This is a genomic window from Paenibacillus prosopidis (assembly GCF_003337375.1).
Lineage (GTDB): Bacteria > Bacillota > Bacilli > Paenibacillales > Paenibacillaceae > Pristimantibacillus > Pristimantibacillus prosopidis.
This window is the reverse complement of the sequence record NZ_QPJD01000024.1, coordinates 1-20,780: the sequence shown is the minus strand read 5'-3', so window position 1 is coordinate 20,780 and position 20,780 is coordinate 1. Positions and strand designations below refer to the sequence as shown.

General features: G+C 49.4%; 20 protein-coding genes and 1 rRNA gene. All 21 read left to right on the top strand.

Features of this window, described 5'->3' with window-relative positions; translation table 11 throughout:
* Positions 1–86: 86 nt before the first annotated feature.
* Positions 87–1,631, top strand: a complete 1,545-nt coding sequence (locus DFP97_RS27420; RefSeq protein ID WP_114383871.1) for an ABC transporter ATP-binding protein — start codon at positions 87–89, stop codon at positions 1,629–1,631.
* Between the two features lie 5 nt (positions 1,632–1,636).
* The gene (locus DFP97_RS27415; protein ID WP_114383870.1) at positions 1,637–2,719 is read left to right on the top strand and encodes an ABC transporter permease; all 1,083 of its coding nucleotides are present in this window, start codon (positions 1,637–1,639) and stop codon (positions 2,717–2,719) included.
* A 1-nt stretch (position 2,720) separates the two neighbouring features.
* Positions 2,721–3,683, top strand: coding sequence for an ABC transporter permease (locus DFP97_RS27410; protein WP_114383869.1), 963 nt, complete (start codon positions 2,721–2,723; stop codon positions 3,681–3,683).
* A gap of 421 nt (positions 3,684–4,104) precedes the next feature.
* On the top strand, positions 4,105–5,043 hold the full coding sequence (nadA, locus tag DFP97_RS27405) for a quinolinate synthase NadA (RefSeq protein ID WP_114383868.1): 939 nt from the start codon (positions 4,105–4,107) through the stop codon (positions 5,041–5,043).
* 33 nt (positions 5,044–5,076) lie between these two features.
* Complete coding sequence (nadB, locus tag DFP97_RS27400) at positions 5,077–6,690, top strand: L-aspartate oxidase (RefSeq protein WP_114383867.1); 1,614 nt, start codon at positions 5,077–5,079, stop codon at positions 6,688–6,690.
* A complete protein-coding gene (gene nadC, locus DFP97_RS27395; protein ID WP_114383866.1) occupies positions 6,683–7,567 on the top strand; it encodes a carboxylating nicotinate-nucleotide diphosphorylase in 885 nt (294 codons plus the stop codon). Before nadB ends, nadC begins: the two co-directional genes overlap by 8 nt.
* Positions 7,564–8,334 (top strand): type III pantothenate kinase, encoded by a 771-nt coding sequence (locus DFP97_RS27390; RefSeq protein WP_114383865.1) that lies wholly within the window; start codon positions 7,564–7,566, stop codon positions 8,332–8,334. Before nadC ends, DFP97_RS27390 begins: the two co-directional genes overlap by 4 nt.
* A gap of 2 nt (positions 8,335–8,336) precedes the next feature.
* Entirely contained in the window at positions 8,337–9,242 is a 906-nt protein-coding gene (gene hslO / locus DFP97_RS27385) for an Hsp33 family molecular chaperone HslO (RefSeq protein WP_114383864.1), read from the top strand.
* Between the two features lie 18 nt (positions 9,243–9,260).
* A complete protein-coding gene (locus tag DFP97_RS27380) occupies positions 9,261–10,208 on the top strand; it encodes a peptidylprolyl isomerase (protein ID WP_114383863.1) in 948 nt (315 codons plus the stop codon).
* Positions 10,209–10,312: 104 nt separating this feature from the next.
* Entirely contained in the window at positions 10,313–11,251 is a 939-nt protein-coding gene (cysK, locus tag DFP97_RS27375) for a cysteine synthase A (protein ID WP_114383862.1), read from the top strand.
* A gap of 113 nt (positions 11,252–11,364) precedes the next feature.
* Positions 11,365–12,951 (top strand): anthranilate synthase component I family protein, encoded by a 1,587-nt coding sequence (locus DFP97_RS27370; protein WP_114383861.1) that lies wholly within the window; start codon positions 11,365–11,367, stop codon positions 12,949–12,951.
* A 13-nt stretch (positions 12,952–12,964) separates the two neighbouring features.
* Complete coding sequence (gene pabA, locus DFP97_RS27365) at positions 12,965–13,546, top strand: aminodeoxychorismate/anthranilate synthase component II (protein WP_114383860.1); 582 nt, start codon at positions 12,965–12,967, stop codon at positions 13,544–13,546.
* Complete coding sequence (pabC, locus tag DFP97_RS27360) at positions 13,543–14,436, top strand: aminodeoxychorismate lyase (protein ID WP_114383859.1); 894 nt, start codon at positions 13,543–13,545, stop codon at positions 14,434–14,436. Before pabA ends, pabC begins: the two co-directional genes overlap by 4 nt.
* Positions 14,437–14,481: 45 nt before the next feature.
* Positions 14,482–15,336: a dihydropteroate synthase gene (gene folP / locus DFP97_RS27355; RefSeq protein WP_114383858.1), complete on the top strand. Its 855-nt coding sequence runs from the start codon at positions 14,482–14,484 to the stop codon at positions 15,334–15,336.
* Between the two features lie 90 nt (positions 15,337–15,426).
* The gene (folB, locus tag DFP97_RS27350; protein WP_114383857.1) at positions 15,427–15,813 is read left to right on the top strand and encodes a dihydroneopterin aldolase; all 387 of its coding nucleotides are present in this window, start codon (positions 15,427–15,429) and stop codon (positions 15,811–15,813) included.
* Complete coding sequence (gene folK, locus DFP97_RS27345) at positions 15,791–16,345, top strand: 2-amino-4-hydroxy-6-hydroxymethyldihydropteridine diphosphokinase (RefSeq protein ID WP_281271019.1); 555 nt, start codon at positions 15,791–15,793, stop codon at positions 16,343–16,345. The genes folB and folK overlap by 23 nt, the downstream gene beginning before the upstream one ends.
* Positions 16,297–16,509: a helix-turn-helix domain-containing protein gene (locus DFP97_RS27340; protein ID WP_114383855.1), complete on the top strand. Its 213-nt coding sequence runs from the start codon at positions 16,297–16,299 to the stop codon at positions 16,507–16,509. Before folK ends, DFP97_RS27340 begins: the two co-directional genes overlap by 49 nt.
* 205 nt (positions 16,510–16,714) lie before the next feature.
* Complete coding sequence (dusB, locus tag DFP97_RS27335) at positions 16,715–17,752, top strand: tRNA dihydrouridine synthase DusB (protein WP_114383854.1); 1,038 nt, start codon at positions 16,715–16,717, stop codon at positions 17,750–17,752.
* A 294-nt stretch (positions 17,753–18,046) separates the two neighbouring features.
* On the top strand, positions 18,047–18,523 hold the full coding sequence (greA, locus tag DFP97_RS27330) for a transcription elongation factor GreA (RefSeq protein WP_114383853.1): 477 nt from the start codon (positions 18,047–18,049) through the stop codon (positions 18,521–18,523).
* Positions 18,524–18,707: 184 nt separating this feature from the next.
* Positions 18,708–20,216: a lysine--tRNA ligase gene (gene lysS, locus DFP97_RS27325; protein ID WP_425453564.1), complete on the top strand. Its 1,509-nt coding sequence runs from the start codon at positions 18,708–18,710 to the stop codon at positions 20,214–20,216.
* 379 nt (positions 20,217–20,595) lie between these two features.
* Positions 20,596–20,780 (top strand): 16S ribosomal RNA (locus DFP97_RS27320); the annotation flags it as partial.

The window sequence follows — 20,780 nt, the reverse complement described above, 5'->3', positions numbered from 1 at the left end:
GACCGGCTTCGGGCCGGTCTTGTCCTTTTTTGGTAACAAAGGGCATGTGCTTGCATAGCGGTAATATACCGGGGAGATGATGAAGAATGGACCGGAGCTTAGCGGCTGTACAGTTGAAAGGAATTACAAAGCGGTTTCCTGGGCTAGTAGCGAATGATTCGATTAACTTTGAATTGAAAAAGGGTGAAATCCATGCGCTGCTCGGCGAGAATGGCGCAGGCAAATCAACCCTCATGAATATTTTGTTCGGCTTGTATCAGCCGGATGAAGGCGAGATTTGGGTAAACGGCGAGAAAACGGTTATTGAAGGCGCTGCTAAAGCCATTGAGCTTGGCATTGGAATGGTGCATCAGCACTTTAAGCTCGTGCAGCCTTTTACGGTTGCGGAAAATATCGTTTTAGGCAATGAGCCTGTTAAAGGGCTAAAGATTGATTATAAGCTTGCAAATGAGAAAGTTCGGAGCATCTCCGAGCGTTATGGACTGAAAGTAGATCCGCAAATACGGATTAAAGATATTACCGTTGGCATGCAGCAGCGGGTAGAAATATTGAAAACATTGTACCGCGGCGCGGAAATCGTTATATTTGATGAGCCGACAGCGGTATTGACCGTGCAAGAAATTGAAGAGTTAATCGAAATTATTCGAAATTTGGCTGCAGAAGGCAAGTCCATCATCATTATTACACACAAGCTGAAGGAAGTTATGGCGCTTGCTGACACGGTAACGGTTATTAGACGCGGCAAGGTTGTCAAAACAGTGACTACGGATGAGACAAGTGAGCAGCAGCTCGCTGAGCTGATGGTGGGTCGGGACGTTTCCTTTCAAGTGGAGAAGACAAAGCGCGAACCTGGAGAAGTGGTATTGTCGGTAGATGCGCTGCAAATGAAGGGCGAGCAAGGTAAAAATGCATTGAATGGCGTTACCTTTAATGTGCGCGCAGGTGAAATTGTCGGTATTGCAGGTGTTGATGGAAACGGACAGAGCGAGCTTATTTACGGGATTACCGGCATGCGTTCAGTAAGCGGCGGGAGTGTCAAGCTGAATGGACAAGACCTGACCAACCGGACTCCTCGCGAGGTATCTGTAGCAGGGGTCGGACATATTCCGGAGGACCGGCATAAGCATGGACTCGTGCTCGATTTTACGCTTAGCGAAAATATGATATTAGGCAGCTATTTCGAGCCTGAGTTTGGACGCAGCGGACTTATTGATTATAAAGCGATGGATAGGCTCGCTGTGAAGCTCGTAGATGAGTTTGACGTTCGGACATCCGGTATACACACGAATGCCCGGGCTTTATCAGGAGGCAATCAGCAGAAAGCCATTATCGCTCGTGAGCTCCATAAGGAACCTGATTTGTTGATTGCCGTGCAGCCCACGCGGGGGCTTGATATCGGAGCTATTGAATATGTACACAAGCGGCTGGTACAAGCCCGTAACGAAGGCAAGGCGATATTGCTCGTTTCTTTTGAGCTGGATGAGCTGTACGCTTTGTCCGATCGGATAGCCGTTATGTACGAAGGCAGATTAATGGGCGAGGTTGATGCAGAGAATCGGGACGACCAACAGCTTGGTCTCATGATGGCTGGTAATAAGTCGGCTGCAGCTGTGCCTAGGGAAAGGGGATAGCGGGAATGAAAACGTTAAATAAGGTTTTTAATAAATCGTCTATCCTCGTTCCGGGTGTAGCGATTTTGCTTGGCTTAATCGTCGGAGCCATTGCGATGCTGGCGGGCGGTTACAACCCGATCGTTGCGTACTACTCCTTGTTAGACAAGCTGTTTAGTAGTCCTTATAACATTGGTGAGGCTATAAGAGCGATTACGCCTCTTATTTTTACGGGTATAGCGGTCGCTTTCGCATTTCGTACCGGACTCTTCAATATAGGCGTTGAAGGACAATTTATTATGGGAATGACAGGTGCTACGCTTGTGGGCGTAACACTCGACCTACCGTGGTACATACATGCACCATTAGCGGTTATTACCGGTGCTGTATTTGGCGGGGTATGGGCGGCAATAGCCGGGTTCCTTAAAGCAACGCGCGGCGTGAACGAAGTTATTTCATCCATTATGTTGAATTGGATCGCCTTGTTCTTGTCGAATTATATCGTTGCGACGTTTCTTGTTGAGAAGGGTCAGCAGAAGTCGAGACCTGTTCATGAATCAGCATTGCTGACGATTGACTGGTTAATCGAGCTGATGGACAAGGCTCGTATGCACTGGGGTACATTTATTGCGATTATTTGTATCGTTGTATTTTATGTCTTGTTATGGCGTACGAAGCAAGGCTACGAGCTGCGTGCAGTTGGACATAACCCGGATGCCGCTTTATATGCCGGTATGAACGTTAACCGCACTATAGTAAAATCAATGTTTATCAGCGGCCTTTTCGCAGGACTCGGCGGTGTGTTTGAAATTTTGGGCGTATTCGGGTATCAGACGGTTATGGCAGCTTCATGGGGGTATGGCTTTGATGGAATTGCAGTAGCGCTGCTTGGCGGAAACACGCCGGTAGGCGTATTGCTCGGAGCTATTTTATTCGGTGGGCTTAACTATGGCTCAACCGGCATGAGCTTCGGTGCGGGCGTACCTTCTGAAGTCGTACGTATCGTTATCGGATCCGTTATTTTCTTCGTGGCCTCACATGGACTGGTGAAGTGGTTCCTGAAGCCTTTTCTAAATAAACGTGCGAGCAAGCGGAAGGAGGCGGTGTAAGATGAACGTGCTGGAAGTCATCGGTCAGCTTATTAATGTCACGCTAGTATTTTCCACCGCTCTCATCTTTACAGCGCTCGGTGGCATGTATTCGGAACGTTCAGGCGTTGTAAATATTGGTCTTGAAGGGTTAATGGTATCAGGTGCGTTTGCGGCGGCAGTCGTTACCGATTATGCGGCTCAAGCGGGATTAGCCGAAACTGCCCCTTGGGTGGGATTTGCAGCAGCAGCCATTTATGGCGTTCTCGTTGCGCTGCTGCACGCCGTTTCAACTATTACGTTCCGTGCCGATCAAACGGTTGTCGGAGTCGTAATCAACATTTTTGCGCTAGGCTTGGCCATCTATCTAACAAAAAGCTTGTATGAAGGCTCGGGACAAACGCCGCAGCTTGATTATGTATTCGGGAAGTGGGCTATACCTGTTTTGAAGGATATCCCTTTGCTCGGTAAAGCCATTTTCACTGCTTATCCAACGACCTATATCGTTATTGCGATTGCGATTATCAGCTACTTCGTCCTGTTTCGGACGCCATTTGGCCTGCGGCTGCGGGCTGTGGGCGAACATCCGAGCTCTGCGGATACGGTTGGTATCAGCGTAACGAAATATCGCTATATCGGAGTCTTGCTTAGCGGAGCTCTCGCAGGTCTTGGCGGTGCGACCATTACGCTGACGACGACGAGCAGCTTTGCGCATAATACGATATCGGGACAAGGCTTTATCGCGCTGGCGGCCCTTATTTTCGGCAAATGGAATCCGCTTGGTGTAGTTGGCGCCGCATTGTTCTTTGGCTTAGCTCAAGCCCTTCGGAATTTCGCCCAGCTATTTGATTTTGCGAAGCAAATTCCGGTTGAGTTTTTCTACATGCTGCCTTACGTATTAACACTTATCGTACTGGCAGGCGCAGTCGGCCGGTCAAACGCACCGGCGGCGCTTGGTCAGCCGTACGATCCGGCGAGGCGTTAATGAAATGGAGAGACTTCGTTCCGTTTGTGGAACGAGGTCTTTTTTTAAAATATAAGAATTTATATGTTTCACACTCATAAATACGCTTATATTTCACCGCGAAACGAGCTTTTGCCGCCAAGGATGGCGACAGCCGTTTACGCTTGATACGTGTATAAAAAAGGAAGTATATCCGTCTTTGCCCGGTCTGAAACAGCCGATCTTGAATTATTTTGAAGTTGCTGCCCTAAAAAGGCTTTTAATACATTGACAGCATCATCTACCACGTGTAAATTAAATCTTAATCAAATGAATTTATGCCTTTTGGTTTAAACTATAGGTAAGCGACTTTCTAAGTTTGTGCATCAATTCACAAAGTTGTACTTGCCGTATAACGGAATGGGATTTAGCCCCCATCCCTCATAAGAGGAGAGGATCTACTGTGGAAGCACTGGCACTGGAACGCAAGGCGGAACAAAACCGTGAGCTGCGTGAACGGTTGTTACAGTTGAAGAAAGAGCGGAACGCCATCATTTTAGCGCATTATTATCAACGGGACGAAATTCAGGAGGTAGCGGATTTCCGCGGGGACTCTTTCCTGCTTGCGCAGAAGGCGGCGCAAACCGATGCCGATGTTATCGTCTTTTGCGGTGTTCACTTTATGGGAGAAAGCGCAAAGATTTTAGCGCCGAATAAGACGGTCATTATTCCGGACGAGCGTGCCGGCTGTCCAATGGCCGACATGGTTAGCGTCGACGGACTGCGCAAGCTGAAGGCACAGCATCCGAACGCTAAGGTTGTAACGTATATCAACTCATCGGCTGAAATTAAGGCGGAGACTGACATTTGCTGCACTTCGGCGAATGCGGTTAAGGTTGTCAATTCGGTTGAAGGTGACGAGGTCATTTGGGTACCTGACAAAAACCTGGGCCATTACGTGCAGCAGAACACCGATAAGAAAATGATTATCTGGGAAGGCTACTGCAACACTCATGACATGCTTACCGTCAAAGATGTTGAAGAAATGAAAGCGAAATATCCGAACGCGCAATTTGTCGTTCATCCGGAATGCCGCCCTGAAGTTGTAGAGCTCGGCGATTTCGTCGGAAGTACAACCGCAATTATAAAATATTGCAAAGAATCCGACTGCCAGGAGTTTATTGTCGGAACGGAAGATGGAACGGGATATCAGCTGCGGTTAGACAGCCCGGGCAAGACATTCCATTTTGCATCCAAATATTTGGTTTGCCCGAACATGAAGGTCAACAATTTGAAGAAGCTGGTCAAATGTCTGGAGACGATGCAGCCTCAAATTTACGTTCCGCCGCATGTTGCGGATCAAGCCCGTTTGTCCTTGGAGCGCATGCTGTTAGTGAAGTAGTATGCGCTACTCCTATGCTTTGGAGGAGCCGCGATGATTCCTAGATATTTAGTTGATGTGCAGCTTGACGAGCTGCAGGTTATAGAAAAAGACGTCATCGTTATCGGGGCCGGCATTGCCGGTCTTTTTACCGCTATACGGGCAAGTGAGAACAACTCAGTTCTAATGATTACAAAAAAATCGCTGCTGGACAGCAACACACGGTACGCTCAAGGCGGTATCGCTGCTGTTATATCCGATGAGGATTCTCCTGCTTACCATCGTCAGGATACGCTAATCGCCGGCGCAGGGCTTTGCTCGAATGAGGCGGTCGAGATACTTGTTCATGAAGGGCCGAAGGGCGTCCGCAGCCTCGTTAAAATGGGAACGCAGTTTGATGTGGAAAATGGGGAATACGCTCTAACGAAGGAAGGCGCGCATAGCCAGCGGCGTATTTTGCATGCGAACGGCGATGCAACCGGATACGAGATTGTTCGGGCTCTATCAGAGACTGCGGTTGCGAATCCGCAAATCGAAGTATGGGATGATCATTTTGTTATTGATCTTGTGACTCAAGACGGCGAATGCTGCGGCGTAATCGTACAAAAGCCGGGCGGACAACGGTTATTTGTAAAAGGAAAAGCGACAATTTTAAGCTCCGGCGGAGCGGGTCAATTATACCGTTATACGACTAACCCTGAGGTAGCAACCGGCGACGGCATTGCGATGGCCTATCGGGCAGGCGCTTTCATTCAGGATGTAGAGTTTATCCAATTCCATCCGACTTCGCTTTGTTATCCTGGTGCGCCGCGATTTCTTATTTCGGAAGCGGTGCGGGGAGAAGGTGCCGTTTTGCGTAATATTAAAGGGGAGCGCTTCATGGAGCGGTACCACGAGCAGATGGAGCTGGCTCCGCGCGATATCGTCGCCCGGGCTATTGTAAGTGAAATGGAAGAGACGAAATCGACTTTCGTTTATATCGACATTACGCATGAGTCGGCTGACATGGTGAAGCACCGTTTTCCAACTATATATGAATATTGTTTAAAATACGGACTCGATCTGACATCGGACTGGATTCCTGTTGCGCCTGCTATGCATTATATGATGGGCGGAGTGAAAACCGATTTAAATGGGGAAACAAACATTAAACGTTTATTTGCCTGTGGCGAGGTTTCATCAACCGGCGTTCATGGCGCTAACCGGCTTGCAAGCAACTCGCTTTCTGAAGCGATCGTATTCGGCAGAAGAATTGTAAAACGGATCAACGAGCTGCCGGTACTCACTGTTGACCCAGTTATTCATAATGAAACAGAACGCAGCAGCACTCCGATACAGGCTGTTGTGGAAAGACGTCTAAAGCTGCAAAAAATTATGGTTAGATATGCAGGCTTGCGCCGCGATGCGAAGGGGCTTGCGAAGGGTCTTGAAGAGCTGAAGCGGCAGCTGACGATTTATCAATCGATTTTGACTGAACGGGAAGAATATGAATTTGCTAATCTGCTTACCTGCGCGATGCTGACAACTGAAGCGGCGCTTTCGCGAGAGGAAAGCCGCGGTGCCCATTATCGGGAAGACTTCCCGGTACGTGATGATTTAATGTGGAGAAAGCATACGGTATTGCACCGTCTATATGGACTGACCGAGGAGCGGATAGAAGATGTTTGAATGGACTACAGGCGGGTATGATGCCGCAGTGCGCGAACAGATTCGCGGCTGGCTCGCAGAAGATATAGGCAGCGGTGATATCACGACTGAAACGACAATTCCGGGAGACTCTCGCTCAAAGGCCGTTATTCATGTGAAGGAAAGCGGCATTATTGCCGGGCTTCCTGTCGCGAGGCTTGTTTTTGACGTTGTAGACCCTTCACTAGTATTTGAGGCGAAGGTGCAGGACGGCGAACGGGTGGACAAAGGTACCGTAATTGCGATAGTGGAAGGCAGTACGCATAGCCTTCTCATCGGTGAGCGGTTGGCGCTTAATTTGATGCAGCGGCTGTCCGGCATAGCGACCAAGACACGCATGTTCGTTGATGCGCTTGAAGGGCTGCCGGTTAGACTGGTGGATACGCGCAAAACAACCCCAGGACACCGGCTGCTGGAGAAATATGCGGTGCGTGTCGGCGGCGGGGCTAACCACCGGTTTGGTTTATACGATGCCGTTATGATTAAAGATAACCATATAAAAGGTGCAGGCGGCATAAAAGCGGCGGTTGAAGCGGCGCGCCGTAAAATTCCGCATACGATGAAAATCGAAGTCGAGACGGAATCGCTCGCTCAAGTTGAAGAGGCGCTTGCATGCGGATCCGACATCATTATGCTGGACAATATGGCCGCAGCCATGATGAAGGAGGCGGTGGCACGGATAAAAGCATCAGCACCGCATGTGATTGTTGAAGCATCGGGCGGCGTTTCGCTGGATACGATACATGCGATTGCATCATGCGGCGTTGATGTTATTTCTGTCGGCGGATTGACCTACTCGTTCCATGCGCTTGACATTAGCCTTGATTTGAATGCTAAGAAGGGTGGCGAGTCGCTGTGATTCTCGTCATTGATGTAGGAAATACGAATATTGTTCTTGGCATATATAAAGGAAAAGATTTGTTGCATCATTGGCGGCTAAGCACGAATCGATCGGCGACAGTTGATGAATACGGGATTAACATTCACAATCTGTTCCATTATGCAGGAGTGAAGCTGGAGCAGATGGATGGTGTCATTATTTCCTCTGTCGTGCCGCCTTTAATGCGTACGCTGGAGCAGCTCTGTTTGAAATATTTGCGCAAAACTCCGCTTGTCGTAGGACCAGGCGTAAAAACTGGCTTGAATATTCGTTATGAAAACCCGCGTGAGGTGGGAGCCGACCGTATTGTCAATTCCGTAGCCGGGATTGTGAAGTATGGCTCCCCGCTAATTGTGGTCGATTTTGGAACAGCTACTACATTCGATTACATAGATGAAGGCGGCAATTATTTGGGCGGAGCGATTGTACCGGGCATCGGTATCTCAACCGAAGCGCTGTATCAACGTGCAGCCAAGCTGCCGCGTATTGAACTGGTAAAGCCAAAGAGCGTCATTGGGCGCAATCCCGTAACGTCGATGCAAGCGGGCATTATTTTCGGCTATGCTGGTCAAGTTGACGGTATCGTAAGACGTATTCGAACGGAGTTCGGGGTATCGCCGCGCGTTATCGCAACCGGCGGCTTGGCGGAGTTAATCGCGGCTGAATCGGAAACGATAGAAGAGGTTGATCCGCTTTTGACACTCGAAGGCTTACGAATTATATATGAACGCAATCAGGAGGGATGATAATGGATAACCAGCTGAAGGACGTGCTTGTGCGAGGAACGGCATGGGACGGCAAAATACGAGTGTTCGCTGCCCGCACGACTCAGCTTGTTGAGGAGCTTCGCCAGCGGCACGGTACATTCCCCACTGCAACGGCAGCACTTGGCCGGACATTGACGGCTGGGGCCATTATGGGTGCTATGCTAAAAGGAAAAGAGAAGCTGACGATTCAAGTAAAGGGCGATGGTCCTATTGGACAAATCGTCGTTGATGCGAACGCTGACGGCGAGGTTCGCGGTTACTTGGATCATCCGCAGGTTCATTTGGCCAGCAATGCGCACGGCAAGCTTGACGTCGCAGGCGCCGTTGGACGCAGCGGGCATATTCACGTTAGTAAGGATTTAGGCATGAAAGAGCCCTATCGCGGCAGCATTCCGATTATATCCGGCGAGCTGGGTGAGGATTTCACTTATTATTTCGCTGTTTCGGAGCAAACTCCCTCTGCTGTTGGTCTAGGTGTATTAGTGGACACGGACAATTCCGTTCTTCATGCGGGAGGCTTCATCGTTCAGCTTATGCCAGGGCTTACGGATGCGGAAATTACAAGGCTGGAGCAAGCGGTTGGCTCGATGCCGCCGGTTTCGGCACTGCTTGAACAAGGAGAGTCGCCTGAGGAACTGCTGCGCTGGATTGTTGGAGACGGCGATCTTCAGATTCACGATACGATGGATTTAAGATTCCAATGCCAATGCTCAACGGAACGTGTAGAGCAAACGCTTCTCAGTTTAGGTGAAAATGAGCTGAAACAAATTATTGAAGAAGACGGAAAAGCGGAAGTCGTTTGCCAATTTTGCAACGAAGCGTATACATTTGACCGGGGGCAGCTGGAGCTGCTTCTTGCTCAAGCGAAACCGAAGCCGATCCAATAAATCGGAGGCATTAGGGTAATGAGGAAATACGAGGTGCTGAGGGCCGTTGTCATCCTTCAAGCCGTATGTATGGTTGTATTAACCGTCGTTGTTGTTATAAAGGTGTGGCCGGGAAACGATAGACCGCTGGAGAAGCAAACGCAAATAGATGATGGATCAGAAAAAGCAGAAGGCCAGCAAACGGTTGCTAAGGTTGGAGCAGCGACTATAACGGCCGCTGATCTGAAGGGGCAGCTCTACAAGCAATATGGAGATACGGTTCTAAGAACGATGATGGTGCGCAAAGCGATCGACTTAGAAGCAGAAGCTTCCGAGCTAAGCGTATCATCCGAGGAGCTGGACCGCGAGCTTGTAAAGATGATCGAAGGCTATGATAGCGAGAACCGTTACTTCGAAGTGATGCAGGAGCAGCTTGGCATGACGAAGGAGCAGGTGCTGGAAGACTTGCGATACAAGCTGCTTCTGGAGAAAATAGCAATTGTCAGTATAAAAGTGTCGGATGAAGAGGTCGATAAATATATTTCCGAACATTCAGAGGAATTTACTTCGCGCTTGCAGCTGCACTTGCAATGGATTTTGACGGAATCGGAGAAGGAAGCAAGCTCGGTACTGCAGCTTTTGACGGACGGAGAAGATTTCTCCATGCTTGCGCGTACGTATTCCATCGATTCCTTTACAGCTGATGCGGGAGGCGATCTGGGGTTAATTGACGCTGATGATCCTTTCTATAACCGCGAGCTGCTGGATACAGCTAGCCGGCTCCAGGTTGCGGAAATGGCGGGGCCGATTAAGGTTGACGGCGGTTTTGCTGTTATTCGTCTCCTTGAACGTCAAATGACAACGACGATGACGGACCGAAGGCTGCGTGATGAGGTGCGCAAACAGCTGGCTCTGGAACGGGCCGACTCGTTGACTGATCTGGAAGACGAGCTTTTGGACAAATATGGAGCTGTAAAAACAGAATGATATCACTGAGAAAGTCACTATTGACAACGGATGCAAGACATTGTTAAGATGGAATTAGTCAAAAAACCAACTGAATTAGTCGGAATAAGGAGGCAGTCAATTCCATGGCCAAAATTGTACAAAGCGTAACAGAACTTATCGGTGATACTCCGCTTGTCCGTTTGAACCGTCTTGTTCCTGCAGGCAGCGCAGAAGTTTATGTAAAGCTTGAATACCAAAATCCGGGTGCAAGCGTTAAGGACCGTATCGCAATCAGCATGATTGAAGTAGCAGAGCAAGAAGGACGTATTAAACCAGGCGATACGATTATTGAGCCTACAAGCGGTAATACAGGTATTGGCCTCGCACTAGTAGCAGCAGCTAAAGGCTATAAAGCGATTCTTGTTATGCCGGAAACGATGAGCATTGAGCGCCGCAACCTGCTTCGCGCATATGGCGCAGAGCTCGTATTGACGCCAGGTTCCGAAGGTATGAACGGTGCGGTTCGCAAAGCAGAAGAGCTTGCGCAAGAGAACCCTTCTTACTTCCTGCCGCAACAATTCAAAAACCAGGCAAACGTCAAAATTCACCGTGAAACGACTGGTCCTGAAATCGTTGAAGCAATCAACTCGCTTGATGGTAAATTGGATGCATTCGTTGCCGGAATCGGTACAGGCGGCACGATTACAGGTGCAGGAGAAGTACTCAAGAAAAACTTCGACGGCATCAAAATCTACGCTGTTGAGCCTGCTGCATCGCCGCTTCTATCCGGTGGCAAGCCAGGTCCTCACAAAATTCAAGGAATTGGCGCTAACTTCGTGCCTGATATTTTGAACCGTGATATCTATGACGGCGTCATTACAATCGAGAACGAAGATGCGTTCGAATATGCACGCCGCGCAGCGAAAGAAGAAGGCATTTTGTGCGGTATTTCTTCCGGCGCAGCGATCTATGCGGCTCTGCAAGTTGCGAAAGAGCTTGGCGAAGGAAAACGCGTTATTGCTGTTGTTCCAAGCAACGGTGAACGTTACCTCTCCACGCCGCTATTTAACTTCGAAAACTAATTTTAACCCCTTAAATAGGGAGGCCTTTCATTCTTCGGAATGGAAGGCTTTCTTTTTAACCCGCTATTCTGTATACTGAGCAAAATAAGTCAAGCAATCGGGGGTTGAAGGTGATGGTCACCGCTTTAGAACAGTGGATTCGGTGGCACGCCGAACGGAAATATACGACGCTGCCGTTAATAAAGCAATTGCCTTTTCAGTTCGAAAATCGGGCAGGCGTCACTTCATGGGAAGAGGTATGGCAGGACGCTTCGCCTTATGCTTTTGTGCTGGAGAGCGGCAAGGACGGACGTTATACGTATTTGGGCTTGCATCCTGACGGCGTTATAAAGGGAAAGGGGCTGCTTGCCGAATCGGTAGAATTTCAATCGCTCGAGGAGCAGACTAGGCAGCAGTGGAAAGGAAAGCCGCTGGAGGTTGTGCGGCAATGGATGGACGGACAGCGGGGCCCTAGGCTTAAGGACGGGCCGAAGTGGATCGGCGGCTGTGTAGGCATATGGAGCTATGACGTTGTGCGATCGATCGAACGGTTGCCGGAGCAAGCTATAGATGATACGAATTTGCCCGACTATCTATTTTTACGTATGAACGAGCTATGGATTATCGATCACGAGCAAGCGAAGGTGTATGGCGTTGTTCATACAAAGGTGGAGCCGGATGCCACTGAAGAGGAGCTGCGTGGTGCATATGAGCGTGCGCTGTCGAGGACGGAAGGAATGTCCGATTATTGGCTGACCTGGTTTGAGGAAGGCCGTGCGCAGGAGAAAGCAGCTGCGCTTCGTTCCGAACGGCTTCGTTTAATGGAAGAAGATCTGCTGCATATAGACGTCGAGTCAATGGGAGACATTACATCGCCCTTTACTAAAGAAGCGTACATGGAGGCAGTACGGCGAATCCAGCGGTATATCGAGCAAGGAGACGTATTCCAGGTTAATTTGTCGGTACGCCAAAGCCGGCCGGTCCGCACGTCGCCGGAGGAGCTGTATGAGTGGCTCAGGCTGTTCAATCCGTCGCCGTACATGGGTTTTCTGCGTTGCCCCGATTTCCAGCTCGTATCCGCATCGCCGGAGCTGTTGGTTGAGCTCGGGGAAAGCAAGCTTGCCACCAGACCGATTGCCGGAACGCGAAGACGCGGACGCTCGGAGGAAGAAGATTTACGACTCGCCGAAGAGCTCCGTTCGAATGAGAAGGAGCGGGCCGAGCATATTATGCTTGTTGATTTGGAGCGGAACGATCTCGGGCGCATATCGGCATACGGGACGGTCAAGGTAGAAGAGTTGATGGTTATTGAGCAGTACTCGCATGTCATGCACCTTGTTTCTCAGGTTGAGGGCCGGTTGTCAGACGGCAAGGATGCTTATGACGTAATAGCGGCTACATTCCCCGGAGGTACGATTACCGGAGCGCCTAAAATTCGAACAATGGAAATTATTGAAGAGCTTGAGCCGGTGCGCAGAGGGCCTTACACCGGTTCGCTGGGATGGATTGACTACAATGGCGATATGGAATTTAATATTATAATAAGAACGATGGCTTTACAGGATGGCGTCGTTCATATTCAAGCCGGAGCGGGCATTGTAATTGATTCTGATCCGGAGCGGGAATATAAGGAGTCGTTAAATAAGGCGAAGGCGCTATGGAAAGCCATTCAATACAGCGAACGGTTCGCTGCTGGCGAAGGGATAGCGAAGCAGATATAGGAGGAGTCGTCCGATGATACTTGTAATCGATAATTATGATTCTTTTACGTATAATTTGGTGCAATATTTAGGAGAGCTCGGGGAAGAGATAATTGTAAAGCGCAATGACGAAATCGATTTGGAAGGCATTGAAGCGTTAGCCCCGGATCATATTTTGATTTCACCTGGTCCATGCTCGCCGAATGAAGCGGGCATCAGCTTATCGCTTATTGAACATTTTAAAGGAAAAATTCCGATTTTCGGCGTCTGTTTAGGTCATCAATCGATTGGACAAGCGTTTGGGGGCGAAGTGGTACGCGCCGAGAAGCTGATGCATGGTAAGACATCGGCTATTCATCATGACGAAAAATCAATCTTTGCAGGCATGCCGACACCATTTACCGCTACACGATATCATTCGCTAATCGTTCGCCGCGAGACGCTACCGGATTGCTTAGAAATTACAGCAGAAACGGACGAAGGCGAAATTATGGGCCTGCGCCATAAAGAATATCCGATTGAAGGGGTTCAATTCCACCCTGAATCGATCATTACGGAGCATGGATTGACGATGCTTCGCAATTTCTTGCAAAATCGCACGGACGCAGCACGATGAAAATCGGGTTGAACGGTTCCGTCATGGAAGCAAGCGAAGCCGTGATCTCAGTATATGATCACGGCTTTTTGTACGGGATGGGTCTTTTCGAGACGTTTCGCACCTACAAAGGCAAGCCATATTTATTGGATAGGCATATGAAGCGGCTGCAGTCGGGCTGTGAACAGATTGGTATCCGGTATCGTCCGGATCTGCTGGTTATTAGCGGTTTAGTGATGGAGCTGCTTGCTGCGAACGGTCTCGAGGATGGCTACGTGCGGATGACCGTAAGCGCCGGGGTGGCAGAGCTTGGTTTGCCTTCCGGCGATTATGATGAGCCCAATGTGCTTTTACTGGTCAAGGCTCTTCCGCCGGCAAATGATGCGGTTCATATGCACGGACGGGAGCTGCGGCTTCTGCAAACGCGGCGGAATACGCCGGAAGGCGATATTCGTTTTAAGTCTCTCCATTATATGAACAATATTATTGCGAAGCGGGAGCTGCTTGCCAGCGGCGCTACGGCTGGAGCGGAGGGCCTCATGCTTAGCCGCGAAGGCTGGTTGGCGGAGGGAATCGTAAGCAATTTGTTTTTTGTGAAGGACGGTGTCGTATGTACGCCATCCATTGCTACGGGAATATTGCCGGGCATTACCCGTGAGCGTGTTATAGAGCTGGCGCAAGAAGCAGGCTATCGGACGGAAGATGGACTGTATGGTTGGGAACACTTATTGGAAGCAGAGGAAATATGGTTAACCAACTCGGTTCAGGAGCTCGTTCCTGTTACGATGCTGTCAGATACGAGCGGTAAGAGCATTAAGGTAAGCGGCGGAGAAGCGGGTGAAGTAACTAGGCGATTGCTGCTGCTTTATCGCCAAACGACAGCAGCCGGCAGCGATGCAGTGCAGACGTAGTTGCTGCGGCAGATATAGATAATAACGGAGGGTGGAAATATAGCAGTGAATCCTAAGCCTGATTTTTGGAAGAGAACCTATGACCTGGGCGGTGACGTAACACTCGAACTTGGTCACCGTACTTTAATTATGGGTATCCTGAATGCAACGCCGGATTCCTTCTCCGATGGAGGACGCTATACGCACGTGGATGCAGCGGTTGCACATGCGCAAGCGATGGTGAGCGAAGGTGCCGATATTCTTGATATCGGCGGTGAGTCGACGCGTCCCGGCTTCGAGCCTGTCGGCTTGGAAGAAGAGCTGCGGCGCATCCTACCCGTTATTCGGGCTGTGCGCGAAGCGCTGCCGCACGTGCCGATCTCCATCGACACGTACAAAGCAGCGGCGGCGCGTCAAGCGCTGGAGGCCGGCGCGCACATTATTAATGACATTTGGGGTCTCAAGGGCGACCCCAACATGGCCGCAGTCGCGGCCGAATATGGCTGTCCTGTTATCATCAGCCACAACCGCCACGCCCGGGACTATAATGACCTCGTCCCGGATGTGCTCGCCGACCTGCATAGCAGCGTCAGCATCGCAAGCGCAGCCGGCGTCGCCGAAGACCGGGTATGGCTTGACCCCGGCATCGGCTTCGCAAAAACATTCAATGACAACCTTGAGCTGCTCGGTCGTCTGTCAGAGCTTACAGCGCTCGGCTACCCGGTGCTGCTTGGCACCTCGCGCAAGCGGTTCATCCGGCAGGTGTTGAATCTGCCGGTCGAAGACCTTGTTGAGGGGACGGCTGCGACCGTCGCCCTCGGCATCGCGCACGGCTGCCAAATCGTGCGCGTACATGATGTGCGCGCCATCAAGCGGACGGCGCTAATGACTGACGCCATCCTTTACCGCGGGCGCAGCTAAATTGCGGCTCAGCATATAAGCCGCGCCGCCTGGGGCGGCTTCGCTCGAGATAGCGGATTACACTTGTTATATCGTAGGAGAGTGACTGGATTGGACAAAATGATCGTTAAAGGGATGAGGTTTTACGGCTACCACGGCGTGTTCGCCGAAGAAAACAAGCTCGGTCAGCAGTTCTACGTAGATCTTGAGCTGCGTATGGATTTGGAGCAGGCAGCACAGACCGATGATTTAAGTTATACAGTCAATTACGCAGAAATACATGCTTTCACGAAATCAATCGTCGAAGGCCCGCCGTTTAAGTTAATTGAAGCTTTAACAGGTCACATTGCATCGAGTGTATTGGAAGCTTATACTATGGTAAATGAAGTGACGGTTCGAGTAACGAAGCCGCACCCGCCGTTCGACATCCACTTTGACGGGGTAACGGTAGAGCTGTGCAGAAAGCGGGATGCTGGTGAACGAACAATTCCCGCATGACGGCGCACGGGTGGAAGCTTATATTGCATTAGGCTCTAACATGGGCGAACGAGAACAGTTGCTGCAGGAAGCGATCGATCTTATCGATGCGCACGAGCACATTGAAGTTGCCAGAGTGTCAGGCATTTATGAAACCGACCCGGTAGGCTATACAGATCAGCCCGCTTTTCTCAATATGGCACTCGCAGTGCGCACGGAGCTGCAGCCCTTACTCTTGCTGCGCCAGCTGCTCTCGTTCGAGCAGCAGTTAGGACGGATTCGACAAATACGTTGGGGACCGAGAACCATTGACCTTGATCTTCTGCTATATCATAATGTCAGAATGGATCAAGAGGAGCTCACTTTGCCGCATCCGCGTATGATGGAGCGGTCGTTTGTGCTTGTGCCGCTGAATGATGTTATAGAACAATCGCATCCGCTGCAGGATCAAGTAAGGGCAGCGTCCGAGGCGGCGCTTCAGGATGGAAAGGAAGGCATCACGTTATGGAAAACAATCAATTGGCGCAGCGCGTCAGAGCCTTTCGAAAATTAAAGGGCTACACTCAGCAGGAGCTGGCCAAGGAGCTGGGCGTTTCGGTTGCCGTTCTGGGCTCACTCGAGCGCGGAACGAGAAAGACTGATCCTAAGCTTTTAGGTCATATTGCCAAAACGTTAGGGATCAGCTATGAGGAATTAATGTCCGATGACCGTGAGTAAATAATGCTTGCGGAGCGGGATTTTAAAATTTAAGAATTTATTTGTTTTACACTTATAAATAAGCTTATATTTCACCGCGAAACGAGCCTTTGCCGCCAAGGATGGCACAGAACCGAGCTGTTCATTCACACAGCCAGCGGTTCGTGCGTAGCGACGGCCGTTTACGCTTATATCACAAATCTTTTAAAGAGGAGCAAGGAGCGACATGCTGAAAATCGGAGACATCGAGATGAAGAACAGAGTGGTGCTAGCGCCGATGGCAGGCGTGTGCAACCCTGCTTTTCGATTAATTGCCAAAGAATTCGGAACGGGTCTTGTATGCGCGGAAATGGTAAGCGACAAGGCTATTTTACACGGTAACAAACGGACGCTGGAGATGCTGTACGTCGATGAGCGGGAGAAGCCGCTTAGCCTTCAAATTTTCGGCGGTGACAAGGAATCGCTAGTTGAAGCGGCTAAAGTTGTCGATCAGCAGACGAATGCGGACATTATCGATATAAATATGGGCTGTCCGGTTCCGAAAGTAACGAAGTGCGATGCCGGAGCCCGTTGGCTGCTTGATCCGAACAAAATTTATGAGATGGTATCGTCGGTAGTTGATGCTGTTCAGAAGCCGGTTACGGTGAAAATGCGTATTGGCTGGGACGACGAGCACATTTATGCCGTCGATAATGCACGGGCTGTAGAGCGGGCAGGCGGCAAAGCGGTCAGCGTACACGGTCGTACCCGTGAGCAGCTGTATACGGGCAAGGCTAATTGGGACATTATAAGGGATGTTAAACAAGCGGTATCTATTCCTGTAATTGGGAATGGCGATGTATTCTCGCCGGAAGATGCCAAGCGGCTGCTCGAGCATACAGGCTGCGACGGCGTAATGATTGGACGCGGAGCACTCGGCAATCCGTGGATGCTGTACCGTACCATTCAATATTTGACGAACGGCGAATTGCTAAGCGATCCGTCCCCGCGCGAGAAAATGGAGGTTGCCATTTTACATCTGGACCGTTTAGTGGCGCTGAAGAATGAGGCGGTTGCCGTTCGCGAGATGCGTAAGCACTTGGCATGGTACCTGAAAGGTCTGCCGGGCGGTGCAAGGGTGAAGGACGTTATTATGGAAGAGACCGGACGCGACAGGATGGTTGCTATCTTGGAAAATTACATTATATCGCTCGAAGAGGAAGCGGATATCCATCCGAAGACCGCATCGTCAAGCGATGGCGCAGCTGAAGAGTTTATACACTAATTACAAAATAGACCGGATATCCCATGAATAAGATTATCCGACAGTGTTCGACATAAGCCGCTTGCATGCGGCTTATGCTACGCACAGCGAGAATAAAACGGTTTCACTGGATCAGCTGGCGTTGATTGACATTCAGGGTAATTTTGAAATATAATCGTGCAATATAATCTAGCGAGTACTTCACAAGCACGCTTTTACAACCTCAGGTATGATGGTGGCGAAGCGTAATATATTAGGTATCAGTGAATTCATACGAGGTATGAAAATTAGTCACACGACAGGAGAATCGGAAAGATGAACGATAAGCAAATCCTTCTGACTCAAGAAGGGCTTAGAAAGCTCGAAGATGAATTGGAGAACCTGAAGTCGGTCAAGCGTCGTGAAGTAGCGGAGCGTATTAAAGTAGCAATCGGCTATGGTGATATCAGTGAAAACTCGGAGTACGAGGACGCGAAGAACGAGCAAGCCTTTATTGAAGGACGTATTATTACCCTTGAGAAAATGCTGCGCAACGCGCGTATTATAAATAATGATGATATTGATATCGACACGGTAAGCATTGGGTCGATCGTAACGGTAGAAGATTTGGAGTACGGCGACACGATGGAGTATTCAATTGTCGGTACAGCCGAATCGGATCCGCTGCAAAATAAAATTTCGAATGAGAGTCCGGTTGGTAAAGCGATTTTGGGCAAGAAAAAGGGCACAGTCGTTGAAGTGAGCGTACCAGTCGGCATCATTCAATACAAAATTCTCGATATTAAAAAATAAGGTTTGCTAAGTGCGATCGGAAAGCTTCCTTGTAGGAAGCTTTTTGAACGTTTAAAATATAAGAAACGTATACATTACATTACAAACTTATACATTGCTTATATTTCACCGCGAAACGAGCTTTAGCCGCAAGAATACGGCTACATCCGTTTACGCTTGCCGAACGGTCAAGGAGATGAAAGAAGTGGAACATGAGAACAACGAGCAGGAGCTAAGCGAGCTTTTGCAAATTCGCAGAGACAAGCTGGACGAGCTTCGCGGACTAGGAGTCGATCCATTCGGGCGTAAATTCGAGCGTACTCATAACGCTAAAGATATTCTAGATGCCTATGAAGCGACTAGCAAAGAAGAATTGGAAGCCCAAGGAGTTAAGGTGAGCATCGCCGGCCGTATTATGCAGAAGCGCGGAATGGGCAAAGCAGGCTTTGCCCATATTCAAGACTTAAGCGGCAAAATTCAAATTTATGTACGCAAGGATACCGTAGAAGAGCACAAGTTCGCTGCATTTGACTTGCTCGATATCGGTGATATTATCGGGGTGCACGGCGTTGTGTTCAAAACGAATACAGGTGAAGTATCGGTCAAAGCACTCGATATCGAAGTGTTGACGAAATCCTTGCTTCCTTTGCCGGATAAATATCATGGCCTCAAGGATGTTGAGCTTCGTTACCGTCAACGTTATGTTGACCTGATTGTAAATCCGGACGTGCAGCAAACGTTCATCATGCGTTCCAAAATCATCCAATCCATGCGTCGCTATTTGGACTCGCGCGGTTATCTGGAAGTAGAAACGCCGACGCTGCATTCTATTGCAGGCGGTGCAGCAGCGCGCCCGTTCGAAACGCATCATAATGCGCTCGACATGCAGTTGTACATGCGGATAGCGATTGAGCTGCATTTGAAGCGTCTTATTGTAGGTGGACTAGAGAAAGTTTATGAGATTGGACGCGTATATCGGAATGAAGGTATTTCGACTCGTCACAATCCTGAATTTACGATGATAGAATTGTACGAGGCATATGCTGACTACAAGGATATTATGGCGTTGACCGAAAATGTCATTGCGCATATCGCAAAAGAGGTACTCGGCACAACAAAAATTATGTATCAAGGCCAAGAGGTAGACCTGACCCCGCAATGGCGTCGCGTCACGATGGTCGAGCTCGTCAAAGAAACGACCGGCGTTGACTTCAGCGTTCAGATGAGCGATGAGGAAGCACACCGTTTGGCAAAGGAACACAAGGTTGCAGTCGATCCGCATATGACATTCGGTCATATCGTGAACGCATTCTTCGAGCAATTCGGGGAGCATACCTTGATTCAGCCGACATTCGTTACAGGCCATCCTGTTGCCATTTCGCCGCTTGCGAAGAAAAGTGAAGCTGATCCTCGCTTCACCGACCGGTTCGAGTTGTTTATCGTAGCACGTGAGCATGCGAATGCCTTTACCGAGCTGAACGATCCGATCGATCAGCGCGAACGGTTTGAGTCACAGCTTGTTGAACGCGAGCATGGTAACGATGAAGCGCATGAGATGGATGAAGACTTCATCCGCGCACTCGAGTATGGCATGCCGCCAACCGGCGGACTCGGTATCGGCATCGACCGTCTGGTTATGCTGCTTACAGATGCGCCGTCGATCCGCGATGTGCTGTTGTTCCCTCATATGAGAGAGCAGCGTTCTGCGGAGTAAGTTTTTAAATTATGAGACCGCCGGGCCGTATGAGCTTGGCGGTTTTTTGTGTGGTTTCATCAAATCTACTATTATCAAATTTGTTTCTGTGTATTTTAGCGTATTTCATCATTAGGATGTCTTTCTTCTATAGTAAGCTGCTATTTAATAGAAGATAGTAGGATATAATAGGACTCATAAACTTTTAAATGGTTTTTAAAAAAAGTACTTGCATTCATATAGGCGAACGTGATATATTATCTAAGTCGCCGCTGAAACACACACGGTTGACACGAAAGAAAAGATTGTTCTTTGAAAACTGAACAACGAGTGAAACTGCCCCGCAAATCCTAACGGATGAGCGGAAAAAGCGATAAAAAGTATTGAGCAATCAAACACCAATTTGGAGAGTTTGATCCTGGCTCAGGACGAACGCTGGCGGCGTGCCTAATACATGCAAGTCGAGCGGATCTTGTCCTTCGGGATAAGGTTAGCGGCGGACGGGTGAGTAACACGTAGGTAACCTGCCCGTAAGACTGGGATAACATTCGGAAACGAATGCTAATACCGGATACACAGCTTGGT